We start from the raw sequence: 16,541 nt of genomic DNA, 5'->3' as shown, positions 1-16,541 counted from the left end.
CACGTCGAGCGATACACTCACCGAGCCGCCCGCCGCGCTAGTTGCGGAATAGTTGCTTGACTCGCTTTAAGGCGGGGGTCCACAGCCACTCGGTCTCGGTGAAGCGGCGGTAGTTCTCGCCGGGCAGCCCGGTGGGGTCGTAGAAGCTCTTGTCGGTGTTCTTACGCAGGTCAGCTGTCCTCTTCAAAATCTTCCAAGAGGCGTACACCGTCCCCTTGTGGGTCCAGCCCTGCCGCATGTAGTTCCAGTTGTCGGGAGCCAGGTCTTCGGCCGCGGCAAAGTGCTTGAGGGCGCGCTCGCTGTCGCCCACCGCCTCGAAGTGCAGCGCCAGCTTGAAGGTCGCCTCGGCCAGCAGCTTGTCGTCGTCGACGGGCTTGAGCCGCTCGGCCAGCTCCCGGCTCGACCAGACGTGCTCGCTGTCGGCCCCCCGCTCAATCCAGTCGCGGGTGGCCTGGGCGAAGGAGTCGTCGCCGGCCCGGACCTTGCCGAGGCCGAACCCGATGGACACCTCAGACGGGTACACGCCCTCGTTGCTGCGCACGATCTGGCCGTCCTCGTCGATCCAGGCGGCCGACGGCACGTTCACCCATCCAAAAAGCGAACTGATCTCATGGGTCGGGTCGACGACGCAGTGGTAGGTCGGCTTGGCCTTGTCATACCACTTGTTGATCGCGCTGGGGCCACCGGAGTCCTGGGCCACGCTGATGAGCTCGAAGCGGTCCGGGCCGATCGATTCGTACAATTCTTGCCAGACCGGCAGGCTGAAGCGGCAGCCTCACCAGGATGACCAGGAGAACAGCACCACCTTGCGGCCGCGGAAATCTGAGAGCTTCAACACGTCGCCGTTGCGGTCAACCAACTCGAAATCAGGGGCGACTGCGGACTCGAGCCCCATGCGGCGGACTTCAGGTATAGAGCCGAGGCTCCACACATCGCCGTCGCGCACATACTTCTGGCCCAGCAGGTCGGCGAACTCCGAGTAGTTGAGCCACACCCAGTCCTCGGCGTCGGCGATCCACTCCTCACGCTTGTGCTCTGGCACCGGCACGCACAGATCGCCCAGGCATGCGCCCTGCGGCTTCATCTGCCAGCCGGTGGCGGCGGGAAGCTCGCCAAGCCGCACCCACAGGGTCTCCGTGTCGTCAGTCCGCTGGGCGGCTTCGGTCGTCTTGCCGTTTGAGAGGATGATCACGATTGCTTTGGGAGTTGATGCGCCCGGCCTCCCAGGCGATCTGCTATCGCGTCATCATACTTGCAACTACATTGCAACGTACCGTGGCCTACTTCGAGTGTGCTGTGTCTGGCGGAGGGGGTGTCCCCTCCCTCCATCTATCGCTCGAAATCGCCGAGTGTCAGCGCAGGGCCGTTATCCTGGGGATATGCCGCTGTTCAGCCTTGGGTTGTGTCACCAGATATCGGCCGGTCCCATCGAAAGAGTGGCAACAAAAGTGACATCACGCATTGCCGGTTCCGGCGTGTTGGGCTGGTTTCAGTGTAGGTGTTCTTTCGGGGGGTCTGGTGGCGGGCCGGGATGAGCGGCTGACTGCGCTGTTCGTGAAGAACGTCTCGGAGCCGGGAGTGTACGGCGACGGGGGCCACGGCAGCCACGGCCTGCGCCTGGTGGTGCAGCCCGCTTCAGGCGGCGGGGTCCGCAAGAGCTGGGTGCAGCGCATCAGGATCAACGGCAAGGCCACAAACCTCGGGCTGGGACCGTCCTGGGCGGTACCGCTGGCACAGGCGCGCGAGACCGCGGTGGAGAACCATCGCATCGCCCGAGGCGGGGGCGATCCCCGCTCCAAGGCCGCCCCTAGCCTCGCCGAGGCCGTCGAGAAGGTAATCGCGATCCACGCAGAGGGGTGGAAGGACGGGGGCAAGTCCGAAGCCCAGTGGAGGGCCTCGCTGGACGCCTACGTCCTGCCGGCACTGGGCCAAAAGCCGGTTGATGAGATCACTACCGGAGACGTTCTGGGAGTGCTGTTGCCGATCTGGTCCACCAAGCGGGAGACCGCACGGCGGGTCCGGGGCCGCATCGGCGCAGTGATGAAGTGGGCGGTCGCAGAGGGCTACCGCCAGGACAACCCCGCCGGAGACGCCATCGGGGCGGCGCTTCCCAAAACAGCGCCCCCTAAGCAGCATCACCGGGCGCTCCCCCACACCGAGGTCGCAGCAGCCGTCACAGCAGTCCGCGCCTCCAAAGCGCTCTGGTCCACCAAAAGCGCATTCGAGTTCCTGGTGCTGACCGCCACCCGCTCCGGCGAGACCCGCGGCGCCCGATGGGCCGAGATCGACCTGGAAGAACAGGTGTGGACCATCCCCGCAGAGCGGATGAAGTCCAAGACCGCCCACCGGGTCCCCCTGTCGCCGCGGGCGCTCGAAATCCTCGACGAGGCGGCCACCTACGCCGACAGCTCCGACCTGGTGTTCCCATCGGCCACCGGGCAGATCATGAGCGACGGCACAATCGGAAAGCTGCTGCGGGAAGCGGGCATCGACGCCGTCCCCCACGGTTTCCGCACCTCGTTCCGCTCCTGGTGCTCCGACAACCTCGTGCCCCGAGAACTCGCCGAGCGCGCCCTAGCCCACACCGTGCGCGACAGCACCGAACGGGCCTACGCCCGATCCGACATGCTCGACCTGCGCCGCGAACTTATGGCCGACTGGGCCAAATACATCAGCAGCTGAACAGCACAGCGGCCGCCAGGCCCAAACCCGCACCATCACCCGGCACCCAAACCGGGCACATCCGCACCTGCCGCATCACCGGCATCGCACCAGTCCACAAGGCACTGCAGTTCGCCCCGCCGACGCCCGCCTCTGCGACGCTGGGCCGTATTGCCGGGACGAAGCGTCCGCAGGTGAAGTTGAGGTGCTTGCCCTCTTCTTTGGAGGTCTTGAAGGGGGGCTCGGCTGGGCCTTCTTGAGCCTTCCCAGGATTCATGTAGCTTGCTCTATGCCTGGGGAGGTTCACTGGGCCGGACATTGGCTGTGAACATCCCTGAGTGTTGGCGCACCCACACTTGTTGGACGACGTATTGGGTATTCCGGGTCAGGATCGTGGCCGGCGCAGGGTGATGGTGTTGGACTTGACGTTGCCGACGGTCACGTACACGTTTGCGCTGTAGTCCGCTACGTCTTGGTACCAGCCGTTCCAGCAGACCTCTGAGTTGCTGCCGGTGCCGTCGGGTCCCACAGTGACCGTGTATGGGTTGCCAATCTGATACTCAATGGGGGTTCTGTTGGGGGTGTTGTGGGACCAGCACTTGACCGGATAGGTCCCCGGCTGGAATCCGGTTACTGTCACTGCTTGCCAGGCACATGAGAAGTTGCATTTTCCTTCGTATACAGCATCCACGTCCGTTTGCCGCAATGTGACCGCGCTATCGCCACCCCCGGGTTGAGGGTCGTCGTCGATGGTTGTCGTAGCGGGGTAGGTGGCGAAGTTCTGGGTAACCCACAAACCGTTGACCCTTACCTCTATTCCTATTCCTATGTGCGTCAGGTCAGGGTCGGCCATGTTGGCGTAGTGGCCTGGGCTGTCCGCCAGGTTGCGGAATGAGTGCTGGACGGCTTCGCTTATGGAATTCGAAAGGGGGACCATGGCGATGTTCTCTGCCGCCGCTGTCCACCCGGGGGGGTATTGCCGGACAAATGACGGGTTGTGCCTAAATCGCTGCTCGACGGCCATCGTTTGAGACCATTGGCGGGCCACCGCAGCTACGCCTTCGCGAATCGCCAAGTTGCCAAGCCCCAGTTCCTGACGCAGTTGATTCACAAGTGCAGCCATCTCATTCTCGGCCGCGGCGATCGCCGATGCTGACGGTCTAGCCCCTGCCAAAATGAGATTCGTATAAGTCCGCCCGCCGTGCTCAGCGAGGCCGACTCCGAGATGCGTGCACCATTCGCATCTCAACTTCTCGACACCACCTTCGCCGAAGTCAAGAAGCTGCTTGCTTATGCTTTCCGGGGTTAGACCAATGATCCCTGTCGACCAGCTCACAGACCGGACGGCCACCCAAACACCCCACTCAGGCTCCAACCATGGCCGGTAGTCGAAGCCATGTACCCAGTCGTCGGCTTTCGCCTGTGCTTGGGCCCGAGCTTGCGCCGCGGCAGACACCTGATCGTCAACTGCCAGCGGCGAAAGCCCACCGCGCCGATCATTGGTTTTTGCCTTTACCAATTCCGCCAACTGACTCAGAGTCCTCTGGGTTTCGAATGCGACGCAGCCGCCAGGCACAACCTCTGTGTCGACGTGGAACTGACAGCGATACGTGTTCAACAGGAACTCCTGTTCGGCCACCAACTCGTCTCGCACCGCGATCGCTGCTGTAGTAGGCGCATCTGTGAATGGCTCGGGTCCTTCGGCGGGGAGTGCAGGCATGCCTCCTTCGCAACCTCCCGGCACAATCTCGGTGTCGACACCGAAGGAGCAGCGGTACACGTTCAACAGCGCCTCTTGCTCAGCGATCAGCCGATCCCGCACTTCAACATCAGCATTTGTCTGCGCTCCAGCACCCGGCACAACCGTGAACACCAATCCAGCGGCAACGAGTCCAAACACAACAATTAGGTGTACTGATCTTCCCTTAGCCAGAAATCGCATCCCGGCGCTAGCACAAGCACGCAACAGACTGCGGCCCAGCGCATCGCTCCAATCCGAGTGGTTCACATTTCCTCCTGATATTCCAAAGTTGTCATGGGTAAACGGCGAAGTTCTGGGTGATCCAGAGCCATCCGGCTTTGAGGACGATGCCGACGCCGAAGTGGGTGGTTTCGGGGTTGACCATGGCGGCGTAGTGGCCAGGACTGTTGACGAAGTCGCCGAATGATTGGCGCACGGCGTCGGAGGTCGTGGTGGTGAGCTTATTGAGGGCGATGTTCTCGCCGTTGAACCGATAGCCGGGCGGGTAGTCGGCGCCGGCATAGGGATTGTGGTTGAAGTCGAATCCGGCACCCATAATCTGCGACCACCGGCGGGCCGCGGTCGCCACTCCGGGGTCGTAGACCAGCGTGTCCAGCCCCAGGCTGGTGCGGAGCTCGTTAACCAGACCGGCCATCTCGGTTTCGGCGGCGGCCATCTCCGCTTCGGAGAGCTGCTGGCCGGTGTCGCGCCCGGCCATCATCACCGTGACATAGGAAGTCCCATCGACAGCAGTTGCGACGCCGGTGGCTAGATGGGTGCAAACCGCGCACGCCGGAATTCGCGAACCCTCCTTGCCCAACAAGGCGGCGCTGAGTTCGGCAGGCAGTTGCGGATCGGAAATATCTCCGGTGACGCTCGCCGATTCGCCGATGCTCCAGAAATCCCAACCGGGCTCTAGGTGCGCCCAGAAATCGAACGGCGCCCGAAAGCTCTGCGCGTCAGCCATGGCCTGCGCGTGGGCCTGGGTGATGGCCGACAGCCCTTCGTCGGATCGAAGCACCGGCAGCGAAGTCGCCGGACTCCGAATCTCGTTCATCCACTTGATCGCCTCAATCTCCAACTGAGCCCTAAGCCGGTCCAGCGCAGAAACCTGCTGCCCAGTAGCGCAGTCGTAGGGAACCACCTCGGTGTCAACCCCGAAACGACACCGATAGGTGTTCAACAGCGCCTCCTGGCTGCGGATCAGCCCGTCCCGCACCTCGACGTCGTGCTGTGTGGGGTTGGTCGGCGCGACTCCGGGAGACACCGAATCCGGGTTCGGACAGCCTCCAGGCACAACATCTGTGTCCACTCCGAACAGGCACCGATAGGTGTTCAACAGATTCTCTTGCGCGGCGATCAGTCCGTCACGTACAACGATGTCCTGTCGGGCAATTCCTTCTTTCGCCGAACCCTGCGCTGCCGCGGCCGACCCCAACATCGGCACCGCCAGGAAGCAAACCACAATGACAAACGCCGCCAGGAAACAACGGCCCCTTCTCAACCGATTGCCCCGCACATCTGACAACTTCGACTTGAACAATCCCATGGCCACTCAGACGAACACAACCCCCACACCAGTTCCCAACCAGCAAAGAAACCCGCACAATTGCCCGATGGGAGTGACAAGTCCGTCACGTTCCAGCCGTTGGACGGGTCGGTTTTGCCGTTCTAGATCCGGCCCCAGCAGACGACGACCTGGTTGGTCATGATGCCGCAGGTGTGGCTTACATAGGCGGCGATCGCAATGAATTCGCCGTCGGGCGGGTCTGCCTGCCCGTCCCCGGTGTTCGTGCCCCAGCAGGAGACTGTTTTGTCGGTTCTGATTCCGCAGGTGTAGTCGAAGCCGGCGGAGATGGCGGTGAACCGGTCGTCGGGGGGATCCAAGTCTCCTTGACGGAATCTGTTCGGTCCTCCCCAACAGGCGATGGTGCTGTCGGATCTGATCCCGCAGGTGTGGTAGTAGCCGGCGGAGATGGCGGTGAATTGGCCGCTGGGAATGCCGTCGTGTTGGCCGATTCGGTTGCTTCCCCAACAGGCGATGGTGCCATCGAGTCTGATCCCGCACGCGTGTTCGCTGCCGGCGGAGATGGCGGCGAACCGGCCATCGGGCTCCTCGGGGGGATCAATGGGAGCGTCGGGATTTTCATTGTGGCGCTGTGAGTCGTAGCCCCAGCAGGCGACGGTCTGGTCGGGTCTGATCCCGCACGAGAAGTCGTTGCCCGCGGTGACAGCAGTGAATTGGCCTGCTGGGGCCTGTGTCTGGTTGAGGTCGCTCTTGCCCCAGCATTCGACGGTGCCGCCGGTATTGATGGCACAGGAATGCAAATGGCCGGTGGCGATTGAAGTGAACTCACCGTCGGGCGCGTCGGTCTGGCCCCAGTCGTTGCTTCCCCAGCAGTCAATAGTGCCATCGCTCGTGATGGCACACGAGTGCTCGAAGCCCGCGGTCAGCGTGGTGTAGGTGGGACTACCGATCTGTGGGACCGGCGTAGTGGTTGGTGGGGGCGGGATTGGGGTTCGGGGTGACCAAGGTCCTTCTGCGGTGTCGTTTACCGCCCGCACCGAGACGTGGGTAATGCCGGAATCGTCGAGTTCAAAGGAGCAGCACGTGATGCCGACTTCCACGACGCCCCCTTCGGTGTCTTCGTCGATGATGAGGAGGTTGACTTGGTAGGTGTTGGCGTTGTCGGCGGGATTCCAAGTGGCGGTGAGGGTGGCGGGGTCGTAAGCGAGGCCGGTGACTTCTCCTGGCTGGGTCGGGGCGGGTGTTGTTGATTGGGGGGTGGGGTCGCCGACGTTGGGGATGATGGAGGGGAGTTCGGGTTCGGCCTGAGGTGGGGGCTCGGGGTTGAAGTTTTTGTCGAGGTGTTCGATGGCGGCTTTGGGGTCGATGATGCCGTAGCCCAGGCTGTCGGTCCGGCGGGGATGGGTGCTAGCGGTGCTTTTGAGGGCGTCGGCGATCTGTTTGGGGGTGGCTTGGGGGAAGCGCGCCTTCATGTGGGCGACCGCGGCTGAGACTATCGGGGAGGCCATGGAGGTGCCGGAGTCGTGTGCGGTGCCGCCGGGCACTGTGGACCAGAGCTGTTTGCCGGGCGCGGCCACGTCGACGTCGGCATTGGCGGTGCTGAACACGGCCCGGTTGCCGTTGCGGTTGGTGGCGGCGACCGCGATCACCTCGGGATAGGACGCGGGACGCTGGGATTGGTTGTGCGCCCGGCAGCCGCTGACCCTCCAGAAGAACTCCCAGGTGCCAGAGGTGTCGCTCTGGTCGGCGCGCAGATACCAAATGGGCGCTCCGTTGCTGTCGGGGTCAAGCAGGCCGTCGCCATCTGTGTCGAGGTTCTCTACTTTGCGGTCGTCGCCGCAGTTGCCGGCCGCGGCGACCACGACGATGCCCTGGAGTCGGGCGACCTCGATGGCCCACTCCACGGTGTCGGCGCCCACGACAAACTTGCCGATCGCGCCGAACAGGCCTTCTCGCTCGGCCACCACGGCGTAGTCGCGCTCTTTGTTCCAGCGCAGCGACAGATTAATCACGTCGGCACCGCCGGTGCGGGCCAAATCGATCGCATGCGTCAGCGTCTTGACCATGTCGTAGCAGTCCTCGTCGGCCGGGTTGGTCTTGATCACCCGGTTGCCGAAATCCATGGGGAAGTGCACCTTGACCGGCAGGATCTTCGCCTGCGGGGCCAGCCCGGCCACGTCCACCCCGTTGTTTTGCTCCGCGGCTACCAGCCCGGCCACATGGGTTCCGTGGCGGCCCTGGAGCGATCCGTCGGGCCTCGTCTGTGTCCTGCGGTGACAGCTGTGGCCGCTGGTGAGCACGTTGTCGTCAAGGTCTCGGTGAGCACCATCCACCCCGCTGTCGATCACCGCCACGACCACCTGTTGGCCCGAAGGCCACCCCTGCACTCGCCGGCGGCTGTTGTCGTAGACCCACCCTTCGGGATCCCATAGAACATCAGCGCCCATATCCTGCCAATGCCACCACTGCCCCGATTCGTAGCCGTCACCGTCGAAAGGAGGCACAGGCGCCTGCTCGGCGACCAGATCCACCGCCGGGGCGCCCACCGCAAACACCGACGGGTCGTCAGACAGCTCCTCGCGCACCTCTTCAACGCTGCGCCCCTCCAACGCCACATACTCGATAGACGCGCACCCGTCCTCGATGCGACCGACCTCCACCACACCGTCGAACGATTCCGGCGAAACCACATCAGGGCACACTGCGTCCGGGTCAAGCGTCTCCACCGCCTCAGCCAACCGGCCCAAATCCAAACCCGACGACGACAACACCACAGGGGCATCCCCGACAGTCTCCCCGCCATCGCTGACAGGCTCCACGGCATCACCGCCACCATCACCGCCACCGCACGCTGACACCACAAACGCAAACACAACCACCAGAACACAGCGCCGCACCCAACGCACTCCAGGCACCATGAACCCCCTCGTCGCCTTCCTCAGGGCCGAAAACCTAAGCCAGCCCCCTCCCGACCAGCAACCCCGCACGCCTGACAACTTCGACTCGATCAATCCCATGGCCACTCAGACGAACCCAACTCCCACCCCAGTTCCCACCCACGATCTATACCCCCCTGGTATGGCGGTAGGGCACTGGGCTTGGAAGCGAGGCTATGGCCATGCCTACACAGAGATTGCTGGGGCGTCCTGCGACGAGGAGATATTCGCCCCGGGAGAGGGCCCATACGGTGTGGCTGGTACCGAGACGTAGCTAAATGCAGCGTGGACGTGTACGTAACTGTCGGCAAAATCAAGTCCAACACCATCACTTTGCGTCAGCCACGATCCTGAGCCAAGGGGAAGCCCAAGCCAACAACCACCCGTGTTTGGCGAACGCTGGCTATCGGTTGTGAGAAATTAATGCTGGCTGATCGACCGGGTCAGCATCACCCCGCCCACCAGGGCTACCAAAGGGCCTGAACCAAAGGCGGCGTTGCCGAGTATCAATCCCAGGACGTTGGAGCCGGCTATCACCAGAATGGCAAATCCGGCCGAATGGGAAATGGCTAGGAGGGTTTGTCGCAGGCCCTCCGTCACCTTGTGTGGAACGGTTACGAGATGGACGGTGACCGCTAGGGCTATACCCGCCATGATCAGGACAGGTATTCCGAAGAGCACCTCGGAGTTCAGACCATTTAGGGGCCCATCAACCCAATCGAGCCAGAACGAGGCTGTAACCGCCAGTATCGAACCCAGTGCTGTCGGCAAGGGTTGAAATTCCATGGTGAGTTGTTCTTCCGGCTCGAAAACCATTTGAACTGCCCCTAGCACGGCAACCGAAGAGCCAACCATGCCTAGCCACGCACCAAGACCAAGGAGACTGGTGTCTACACTGATCAAAACGATGTAGATCATGGTGATGGCGAAGGCCCCTAGAGCCATGCCCAAAGTGACGGCTATCGACTTACGGCGCAGCAAGAGCGATAAGCCCACCAAGAATACGGTTAAACCAACACCGAATGTCGATGCACCAATTCCCGACACGTTGGGGAAGCCGTCTTGCCCGGTCTCCAGCCAACTGAAGAGTGTTGACAGCGCCATACCCGCCCCGCCAAAGCGGACCAGCGTGTTTCCCTTCCAGGGGATATTGGTGGCTTCCAGCATTCGTGCGCCTCCCCCTTCGCCGCCACCAGCAGTCGCGAGGTCAGGGGAACCTTCAGCCATGGGTCCTTCCGGACCCTCCGCGGCGGCACCCTCCGATACTGGTTCTTCCGAATCAGTTGCAGAGTCTTGGTCATTCATTGCTCTCACCTTCCACACAGACAACCGGCACAGGATACTTCAGCGAGATTCCCTAGGCGTCCCTTCTACATCTAGACCGCCTAGGAGGCTTGACCAGGAGTTCCGTGTTGGAGCGGTATGGACATTTCCCGGTCCGCGGCACCTGACCGCGGACCCTCAGTTCACGTTCGATACACGGCGGTTTCAATCGGTCGTTGCTTCGCCGGCTGGGAGGCTGGCGGTGACTGAGAGGAGATCGTGGTGGCAAAGCGAGGTCGAGGGGATCACGGCCGGCGGTTGAGTCCGAGGGATCGCGAGGAGCTGGAGCGGCGTATCGCGGCGGGTGAGACCCAGGAGGATGTTGCTGGGGCGATAGGTTGCGATGTGCGGAGGAGTACGCGCGGTTCGCATATCGCCTGGTGAAAGAGTCGCATTTTTTCGGTTTGGAACGGATTTGGCCCGATTCTGGAACGTTTCTTTACGAAATGATGACGAAGTGGCGGAGTGTTGTGGAGTTTCTCCTGGTCACAGCTCTTTTTGTCGTTAGGGCGACCCGCGTCAACAGGCTTTGTCGCCAGTTGTTCGGAGAACCGGTATCCGAGCAGTCCTGTGGGTTCCGATCTGCTTGACAGGCTCGCGAACCGTTGGCCGGTGACCGTCTTGTCCGCCTTGCTCGATTGCCCCTCAAACAGTCGGCGGCTGCTCGCTGTGAGCGGTGTTCTCATACTCTGCTGATCGTATCGACGGGCTGTGACAGTTTCGGCAGGGGGCGCGGGCTGGACTTTTTGAGGGTCATACGTCTGGTGCTAGCAGGCCGTTTTTCTCGACTCACCGGGGCGTTGTCGTGTCGAACGTGCCGGGGATTTTATGGAGGGGTGGGAATCAGCGGTCGCAATCGGGGAGCAGGTGGACAGGCTTGAGGCTGGTCGTCAAGGAGGCTGACAACAGGTCCGAATCGAACGGCACTCCCATGTGCTCTGAAGCTGCGTCCACTATCCGTCCGGTGCGCTGGCGGGTGGGGAGCGGATAGGCGAAAGAGTGCTCGGCCAGCTTCTCGGCATCTGGGTGCCCCCAGAGCAGCAGCAGGCAGGCTGTGTTGCAGGAGTTGTCCACAGCGGTGTCCGTACGCGCCCGTTGAACCATGCCCAGCAGCGTGATCTCAGGGGATGAATGGACGACCGGCACCGCAGAGGGGGAGGGGCAAAAGGCAGCAGGCGATGAGCGCGTGGGGCGAGGCCACCACGGCCGGTGGGACAGCGGTGTCTAGGCTCGGCTCTTATGGCTGTCGAGGCTGGCTGCTAGTTCAACGGCTTCGTCGAATGGGGGGAAATCGCCCCAAACCAGGTGGGCGGTTTGCTCGTATCCGTCTCGCAGCGCTGCGTGGGTTTCCGAGCCTGATTTGAACATGATGCTGTTTGCGTATCCGTGGGCGGGTCGGGGGATGGTCTCGCGTGTTCCTGATGATTGCGCGGCGCGTCCGGCCAGTTGGGGGATCGCTGCCCGCGCTGCGCTGCCGTGGTCGGAATCGGCGATTGCTGCGAGGTCGTAGAGGTCGCGGCCCCTGATAATCAGCCCTCGGAGGTCGCCTGTCTCCGCCCGTCGGTGCAAGGCGTCGAGCTTGTTGGCCGCGGTGTAGGCGGGGGTGACGCACAGCATCTCGAACCGGCCAAGCTCGGGGTACTCCTTTAGTTGCTCGGGCGCGGCGAAGCGGCCCATCAAGGACGTGACCTCGCGCTGTTCGCAAAGCCCATCGCCGTAGGTTTCCACGGTGGTTTCGAGCTTGAGGAACTGCGGGGTTCCTCCCATGTCGAGGAGAGTGCGCCGGTGCCCGACGTTGCTCATCTGCCTTACTGTGACGGCTTCCTTTTCCAGTCCGATGGCCTCGACGGCCCATCTGGTCACGACGCTGAGCGGCCTCTTGAACGCGCTGGTGGACGCAGAGGGGTCCACCATGAGGGCGAGCATGTCCAAGTCCTCCGAGTAGCGCCGGGTGATGTCCCATGCCGACACCAGAGATGTCCCACCGGCGAACGCGGTCTTGGCCAGCGGAGTCGCCCGCCGCCCTTGCCCTTTGGCGATCTCGCCCTCAGGGCCACCAGCGGATGCGATCCCGTGCAGACAGAAAGTGAGCCAATAGTCCCTCACCAAGTTCATGCCGTCGACCCCGGTGGCCGCCACTGCCTTGTCCAGCAAGTCAGCGAACTCCCTCGGGTGCCCTGCCATGCCGGGTGCTCCGCTCTCGACTCCCGGCAGAGCGTCTGCCCTGCCGAGGAAGTCGGCGTCGGCAGAGAACCCCAACAGCTCGCCGGGTTCGATGTCCGCGGCGGAAAGCGGCGCTGTCGCGGCTGAGGGCTGCCGCCGATGCTCCCTGAAGGGGCAGCTCTCGGCCTTGTTGCGGCACGGCTTACCGTCGGCTGTGTCCGTCGAACCGCACAGCCTGTCGCTCACTGGGCCGGAACCTCCTGTGGCAGTGCGCCTGCGATCACCTCGATCCGATGGCGGGCTTCCACGCTCGCCCCCATTTCCGTCTCAGATGCCCACAGCAGCATCGAGGGTCTGAGAGCGCTCACGCCAGCACCGGCAGCCGACGCATTCTCCCTGAGCGCTTCCAGGCACTCAGACCACGGCTCCCCGCCGTATTGGAACCACCGAGCCGCCTCCAGAATTGTGACTTCGGCCCAGCTCAACGACTCGCGTCGCCTGTTGGAGTTCGAGTGGTAGACAACGGTCGGGTGTGGGGGCTGAGGGGCCTTGCCCACAACGCTCACATGGCATTTCGCGGGACTCTGAAGCGTCCAGCTCAAAGCGTTGAGCGCCGACCACCCGAACAAGCCCGCGCCGGGGCCTGCGTGCAGGAGCGCGCCGACTCGGTAGCTCGGCCGGACACCGAAGCGGGAATGCCCCTGCGGGTAGCCGCGCCAGTACAGGCCGCGGGCTACCCGCCACACGCCGTTGGCCCGGTCGCGGCAGAGCCTTGAGAGGACCGGGTGGACGACATCGGCACGACCTGGGACATCCCTGCCCCAGAACCATGTGCCCGGCACCAGCCCGGCTACCCATTCCTTCGCCGTGGCGGTCTCGGAAGTCGCCATGCGGCAACCCTACCAGGCTTGCAAGATAATCGAACCAATGGAATGGAAGTGCTCTGCATTCTTGCAACAAAGAGCGGGTGTGCGCCTACGGCACAGGGAAGCGTCCCGCATAGGACGCTTCCCGCAACTAGCTTCCCGCCAACGCCCGTATCGCCACATCCCGCCCGGCCGCATCGCCGGAGCGATGCTCCCCCGACGCACAGCCTGAGGCCCCTCGCGGGACGCGCCGACCCCCGCTCAGGCACAGGCCCTGCGGAAGAAACGGGCAGCTGGACGGCGGCAAGCGCGAAGGGGCCGCTTCCCTTTGCCGCTGCCAGCGGCACTCCCCCACCGTCGTTGCTTCCTGCGCGTTCTGCCGGACGGCGGCGCGTGCCCTCCTCAAGGGCACATCTCACCCGTTAGATGCTCGTTGACGAGAGAGGGCACCTCCGCAATGTTCTCGTTCTAGGCGGTCACGGTGAAACCAGAACCGTTCCAGAGCAGCTGAAGGCCCCTATCTTGTAGACCGCGAAGGAGTGTGCCATCTGGCCGCTCTCTTCTTTGGACTGATATGGCAAGTCGCGCCGTGACTGTGGAGGTGCAAAGCAATGGGAAGTGCGCTGCGACCGGGAAAGCTGACGGTGGAATTCGTCGAGGAAGTCGAGCGTCCCGGTCGGTATAGCGATGGGCGCGGCGCGAACGGCTTGAGCCTTTTGGTCAGGGAGACAACGGACGGGAGGATTGCCAAGACCTGGAGCCAGCGGGTCACCATCGACCGACAACGGACCAACTTGGGCCTCGGACCCTACCCGGTCGTCACACTGGCCGAGGCCAGGGACGCGGCCCTTGAGAACCGCCGGGCCGTGCATCGCGGATACGACCCCCGACAAAGAAAGTCGCCAGCCCGGACACCAACACGGCGAGCTTGGGGCCAGCGCCAGCGGTAGTCCCAACGGCGTGTGCGCGAAATGGTGAACTCCCTGCTTGAGGGTTTACGGAGATCGTGTTTTGGAACGCGTTTTGCCGGATTTTGGCGTGTTTTGTCTATTGTCCCAGTTCAGGGGGCTAGTGGGAGCCTTGGATTTGCAGGCGAACAGCGTCGCCGATCCTTTGCCATGTTCGACCCCCGTAAGCACTCCGGTGCTTTTGCCGCGGTCGGTGTGCTGGCAGGACTGAAGCGCCCGGCATGACCTGGCGTAGTGTTGCTGTCGTGGCGGGGGCGGCATCGTTGGAACCAGTGCGCGATCTTCACTGCGGGCGCAGCAGCCATGACCGCATCGGATTCACAGTGAGGGATCAGTCATGGGATGTCGAGTGGGGCAGCCACGAGGTGTTCGGCACTCCGGCTTTCTGGGCCAACCGAACCGCTGCGGAGCGTTACGAGGAGCGCCTCGCAGAGAGGGCATTGGCCGCTGACATCGAATCGGTGGTCGTGTTCTGTTTGCTCGGGGGTTCCGGGATACGGGCCGAGTCAGCGCAAGCAGCCCGCCAAGTCGTGCTCGACCTCCTCGCCGAGAACCATGACGCGACAGCAGGGGAAATCGAAGAGCGGCTGCGGGAGCCTCTGCCCGGCGGTCTGGGGAGCTACAGGTTCCCGGTGCAGCGGTCGGAGTACATCGCCGCGTCGTTGGCCCGGCTACGGTCAGAACCCCCTCCCGAGGACCCTCTCGAACTGAATGCCTACTTGAAGGGGCTGCGCGGGGTCGGCCCTCTGAAGGCAGCCCACGTCGTCCGCAACCTGACAGGCAGCGCCGAAGTGGCGATAGTCAGCGCGTTGCTGGTCCGAGTCTTGACCTGGGCTGGCATATTCAGACCGGGGTGGAGCGCCCAACGCCACTACACCAGGTGCGAAGACGCTTTCCTCCAATACGCAGAACACGGCAACGTGCAGCCCGGAGCGCTCGACCTGTGCATCTGGGAGAAAGCCCGCAACGTCGAACCCTCATACTTCAGCCTGGGGAAGCCCAAGTGACGACTGGCGCGAACTGATGGTCGCGGTGCCAAGCCCAAACAGCCAGACTGCTGCGATCCCAACAGCTGCCCGTGCCTCCGCTCGCTGTGGTGCCCCCGTTATGGGCATATGGTCCTTTGTTCCGATTCAGGTGTCGGGTGGCCGTGTGGCACATGCCACTCCTGCTAGCTGCCGGACTCCGCGCCATCCAGGTTGAATTCTGTCATTCCGGTACAGCTGTAGAGGCATCGGTCGCAAGAAGCAGGGCTTCCATAGCCTCCTGTGAGTATTGCCTGTTCGAGATCGGCTTGGGGGACTGGCAGGCTTGTTATACGGGCATCTGGCTGGCTTGGCCTGTCCACCATGGACACTTCAAAGAGGTCAGCTTTCTTGACGATTCTTATGCACACTTCGCCGTCGTATGCCTGGCCGGAGATGTGGTCGCAGTCCTCGGGGTCCTCGTGGCAGACCGAACACTCCGATTCTCTGACTATGCAGCCGACGCTAAACCCCACCCTTAGGTGTGCCAAGGCCACCGGGCACTCCTGTAGGTAGCCTTTGTCGGGGTAGAAGGCATAGTTGCAACCGAAAGTTGTCCTCACCTGGTGTCCAGCATCGTCGAGAACCTTGTGTGCCTCGTCGAAGTGTGCGGTGTCTTCGAGCCAATCGAGGGCAGACCGGAGCACGACCAAGCCTTCACGGGCCTTCGCCTCAGGCACCCCCGGCAGCGATACGCCATCGTTCAGTTGAATGGCCCTGGCGACAGCCTGAGACCCCTCTTCTAGCTTTCTCAGTCCTTCTTTTACCCAGGAGTCCTCACCAGCTCCGTCAGTGGCCATCAGCGTCTCCGTCTTGGCCTGCCCCTGTCCAGTCCCACTTTTCGATGACTTCCAGAACATTGTCGCCGTCTCCGTGAGCTTCTAGGACACTCACAGTGCCGTCGGGCTGCCTCTTGCCGAGCCTCACATGCAGCCGACCGTCACTGGGCTTGATGTTGCGGAAGAGAAAGTCCTTGACGAGGCTCGCGATCACGTCAACCCCTACATCTCGCGCAACTTCGGCTGCGAATATAAGGACGGGCATCCAACAGTCGCGTGAGCGCAGCGAGATTCTGCTCTGCTCTTCCCTATTGACGGTGTACTCGACAGTGTGACCCCGCTGCTGAAGGAACTTCACAACATCCGTCGTCATCGACGGATAAGGATTTCTAGTCCATTCGTTGTCCGACGGCGCTCCCCTTCCAGGGATACCTGGGGGGATGATGACATCCGCATCGGGCCAAGTGGGGTCCCAATCAAGTGACTCTTCAGTTACTTCCAACTCCGTAAGTGCCATGCGACGAAACCTAGTCAGCCTTGCCAAAAAGAAC

General features: G+C 62.8%; 14 protein-coding genes. 3 read left to right on the top strand and 11 right to left on the bottom strand.

The window, feature by feature from the left end; translation table 11 throughout:
* Positions 1-37: 37 nt before the first annotated feature.
* On the bottom strand, positions 38-1,192 hold the full coding sequence (locus ACOGXH_RS01145; protein WP_419927280.1) for a redoxin domain-containing protein: 1,155 nt from the start codon (positions 1,190-1,192) through the stop codon (positions 38-40).
* Positions 1,193-1,518: 326 nt separating this feature from the next.
* On the opposite strand from ACOGXH_RS01145, the gene ACOGXH_RS01140 reads away from it, so the two are divergent.
* Positions 1,519-2,682 (top strand): tyrosine-type recombinase/integrase, encoded by a 1,164-nt coding sequence (locus tag ACOGXH_RS01140; RefSeq protein ID WP_419927279.1) that lies wholly within the window; start codon positions 1,519-1,521, stop codon positions 2,680-2,682.
* On the opposite strand, the gene ACOGXH_RS01135 is transcribed toward ACOGXH_RS01140, so the two are convergent.
* The 8 genes from ACOGXH_RS01135 to ACOGXH_RS01100 form a co-directional block, all read right to left on the bottom strand.
* Positions 2,672-2,938 (bottom strand): hypothetical protein, encoded by a 267-nt coding sequence (locus ACOGXH_RS01135; RefSeq protein ID WP_419927278.1) that lies wholly within the window; start codon positions 2,936-2,938, stop codon positions 2,672-2,674. The genes ACOGXH_RS01140 and ACOGXH_RS01135 overlap by 11 nt on opposite strands.
* Positions 2,939-3,046: 108 nt before the next feature.
* Complete coding sequence (locus ACOGXH_RS01130) at positions 3,047-4,300, bottom strand: CAP domain-containing protein (RefSeq protein ID WP_419927277.1); 1,254 nt, start codon at positions 4,298-4,300, stop codon at positions 3,047-3,049.
* A gap of 394 nt (positions 4,301-4,694) precedes the next feature.
* Positions 4,695-5,951, bottom strand: a complete 1,257-nt coding sequence (locus ACOGXH_RS01125; RefSeq protein ID WP_419927276.1) for a CAP domain-containing protein — start codon at positions 5,949-5,951, stop codon at positions 4,695-4,697.
* A 122-nt stretch (positions 5,952-6,073) separates the two neighbouring features.
* A complete protein-coding gene (locus ACOGXH_RS01120) occupies positions 6,074-8,845 on the bottom strand; it encodes a S8 family serine peptidase (protein WP_419927275.1) in 2,772 nt (923 codons plus the stop codon).
* Positions 8,846-9,286: 441 nt separating this feature from the next.
* On the bottom strand, positions 9,287-10,033 hold the full coding sequence (locus tag ACOGXH_RS01115) for a hypothetical protein (protein ID WP_419927274.1): 747 nt from the start codon (positions 10,031-10,033) through the stop codon (positions 9,287-9,289).
* A 999-nt stretch (positions 10,034-11,032) separates the two neighbouring features.
* Positions 11,033-11,335: a hypothetical protein gene (locus tag ACOGXH_RS01110; protein ID WP_419927273.1), complete on the bottom strand. Its 303-nt coding sequence runs from the start codon at positions 11,333-11,335 to the stop codon at positions 11,033-11,035.
* A gap of 78 nt (positions 11,336-11,413) precedes the next feature.
* Positions 11,414-12,598 (bottom strand): nucleotidyl transferase AbiEii/AbiGii toxin family protein, encoded by a 1,185-nt coding sequence (locus ACOGXH_RS01105; protein WP_419927272.1) that lies wholly within the window; start codon positions 12,596-12,598, stop codon positions 11,414-11,416.
* Entirely contained in the window at positions 12,595-13,242 is a 648-nt protein-coding gene (locus tag ACOGXH_RS01100) for a hypothetical protein (RefSeq protein ID WP_419927271.1), read from the bottom strand. The genes ACOGXH_RS01105 and ACOGXH_RS01100 overlap by 4 nt, the downstream gene beginning before the upstream one ends.
* Positions 13,243-13,829: 587 nt before the next feature.
* Between ACOGXH_RS01100 and ACOGXH_RS01095 the strand changes: the two genes are divergently transcribed.
* Positions 13,830-14,168 (top strand): Arm DNA-binding domain-containing protein, encoded by a 339-nt coding sequence (locus tag ACOGXH_RS01095; RefSeq protein ID WP_419927270.1) that lies wholly within the window; start codon positions 13,830-13,832, stop codon positions 14,166-14,168.
* A gap of 263 nt (positions 14,169-14,431) precedes the next feature.
* On the top strand, positions 14,432-15,193 hold the full coding sequence (locus tag ACOGXH_RS01090; protein ID WP_419927269.1) for a hypothetical protein: 762 nt from the start codon (positions 14,432-14,434) through the stop codon (positions 15,191-15,193).
* 164 nt (positions 15,194-15,357) lie between these two features.
* On the opposite strand, the gene ACOGXH_RS01085 is transcribed toward ACOGXH_RS01090, so the two are convergent.
* Entirely contained in the window at positions 15,358-16,011 is a 654-nt protein-coding gene (locus ACOGXH_RS01085) for a hypothetical protein (RefSeq protein ID WP_419927268.1), read from the bottom strand.
* Positions 16,001-16,507: a hypothetical protein gene (locus ACOGXH_RS01080; RefSeq protein WP_419927267.1), complete on the bottom strand. Its 507-nt coding sequence runs from the start codon at positions 16,505-16,507 to the stop codon at positions 16,001-16,003. The genes ACOGXH_RS01085 and ACOGXH_RS01080 overlap by 11 nt, the downstream gene beginning before the upstream one ends.
* Positions 16,508-16,541: the final 34 nt, after the last annotated feature.

Source organism: Candidatus Poriferisocius sp. (assembly GCF_965208355.1).
Classification (GTDB): Bacteria; Actinomycetota; Acidimicrobiia; order Acidimicrobiales; family Bin134; genus Poriferisocius.
This window is presented reverse-complemented; position numbering and strand designations above follow the sequence as displayed.

Excerpts from the sequence above, each read along its gene's own strand:
- ACOGXH_RS01135 (WP_419927278.1), bottom strand. The coding sequence starts at position 2,938 with ATGAATCCTGGGAAGGCTCAAGAAGGCCCAGCCGAGCCCCCCTTCAAG.
- ACOGXH_RS01115 (WP_419927274.1), bottom strand. The coding sequence starts at position 10,033 with ATGCTGGAAGCCACCAATATCCCCTGGAAGGGAAACACGCTGGTCCGC.
- ACOGXH_RS01080 (WP_419927267.1), bottom strand. The coding sequence starts at position 16,507 with ATGGCACTTACGGAGTTGGAAGTAACTGAAGAGTCACTTGATTGGGAC.
- ACOGXH_RS01095 (WP_419927270.1), top strand. The coding sequence starts at position 13,830 with ATGGGAAGTGCGCTGCGACCGGGAAAGCTGACGGTGGAATTCGTCGAG.
- ACOGXH_RS01085 (WP_419927268.1), bottom strand. The coding sequence starts at position 16,011 with ATGGCCACTGACGGAGCTGGTGAGGACTCCTGGGTAAAAGAAGGACTG.
- ACOGXH_RS01125 (WP_419927276.1), bottom strand. The coding sequence starts at position 5,951 with ATGGGATTGTTCAAGTCGAAGTTGTCAGATGTGCGGGGCAATCGGTTG.
- ACOGXH_RS01100 (WP_419927271.1), bottom strand. The coding sequence starts at position 13,242 with ATGGCGACTTCCGAGACCGCCACGGCGAAGGAATGGGTAGCCGGGCTG.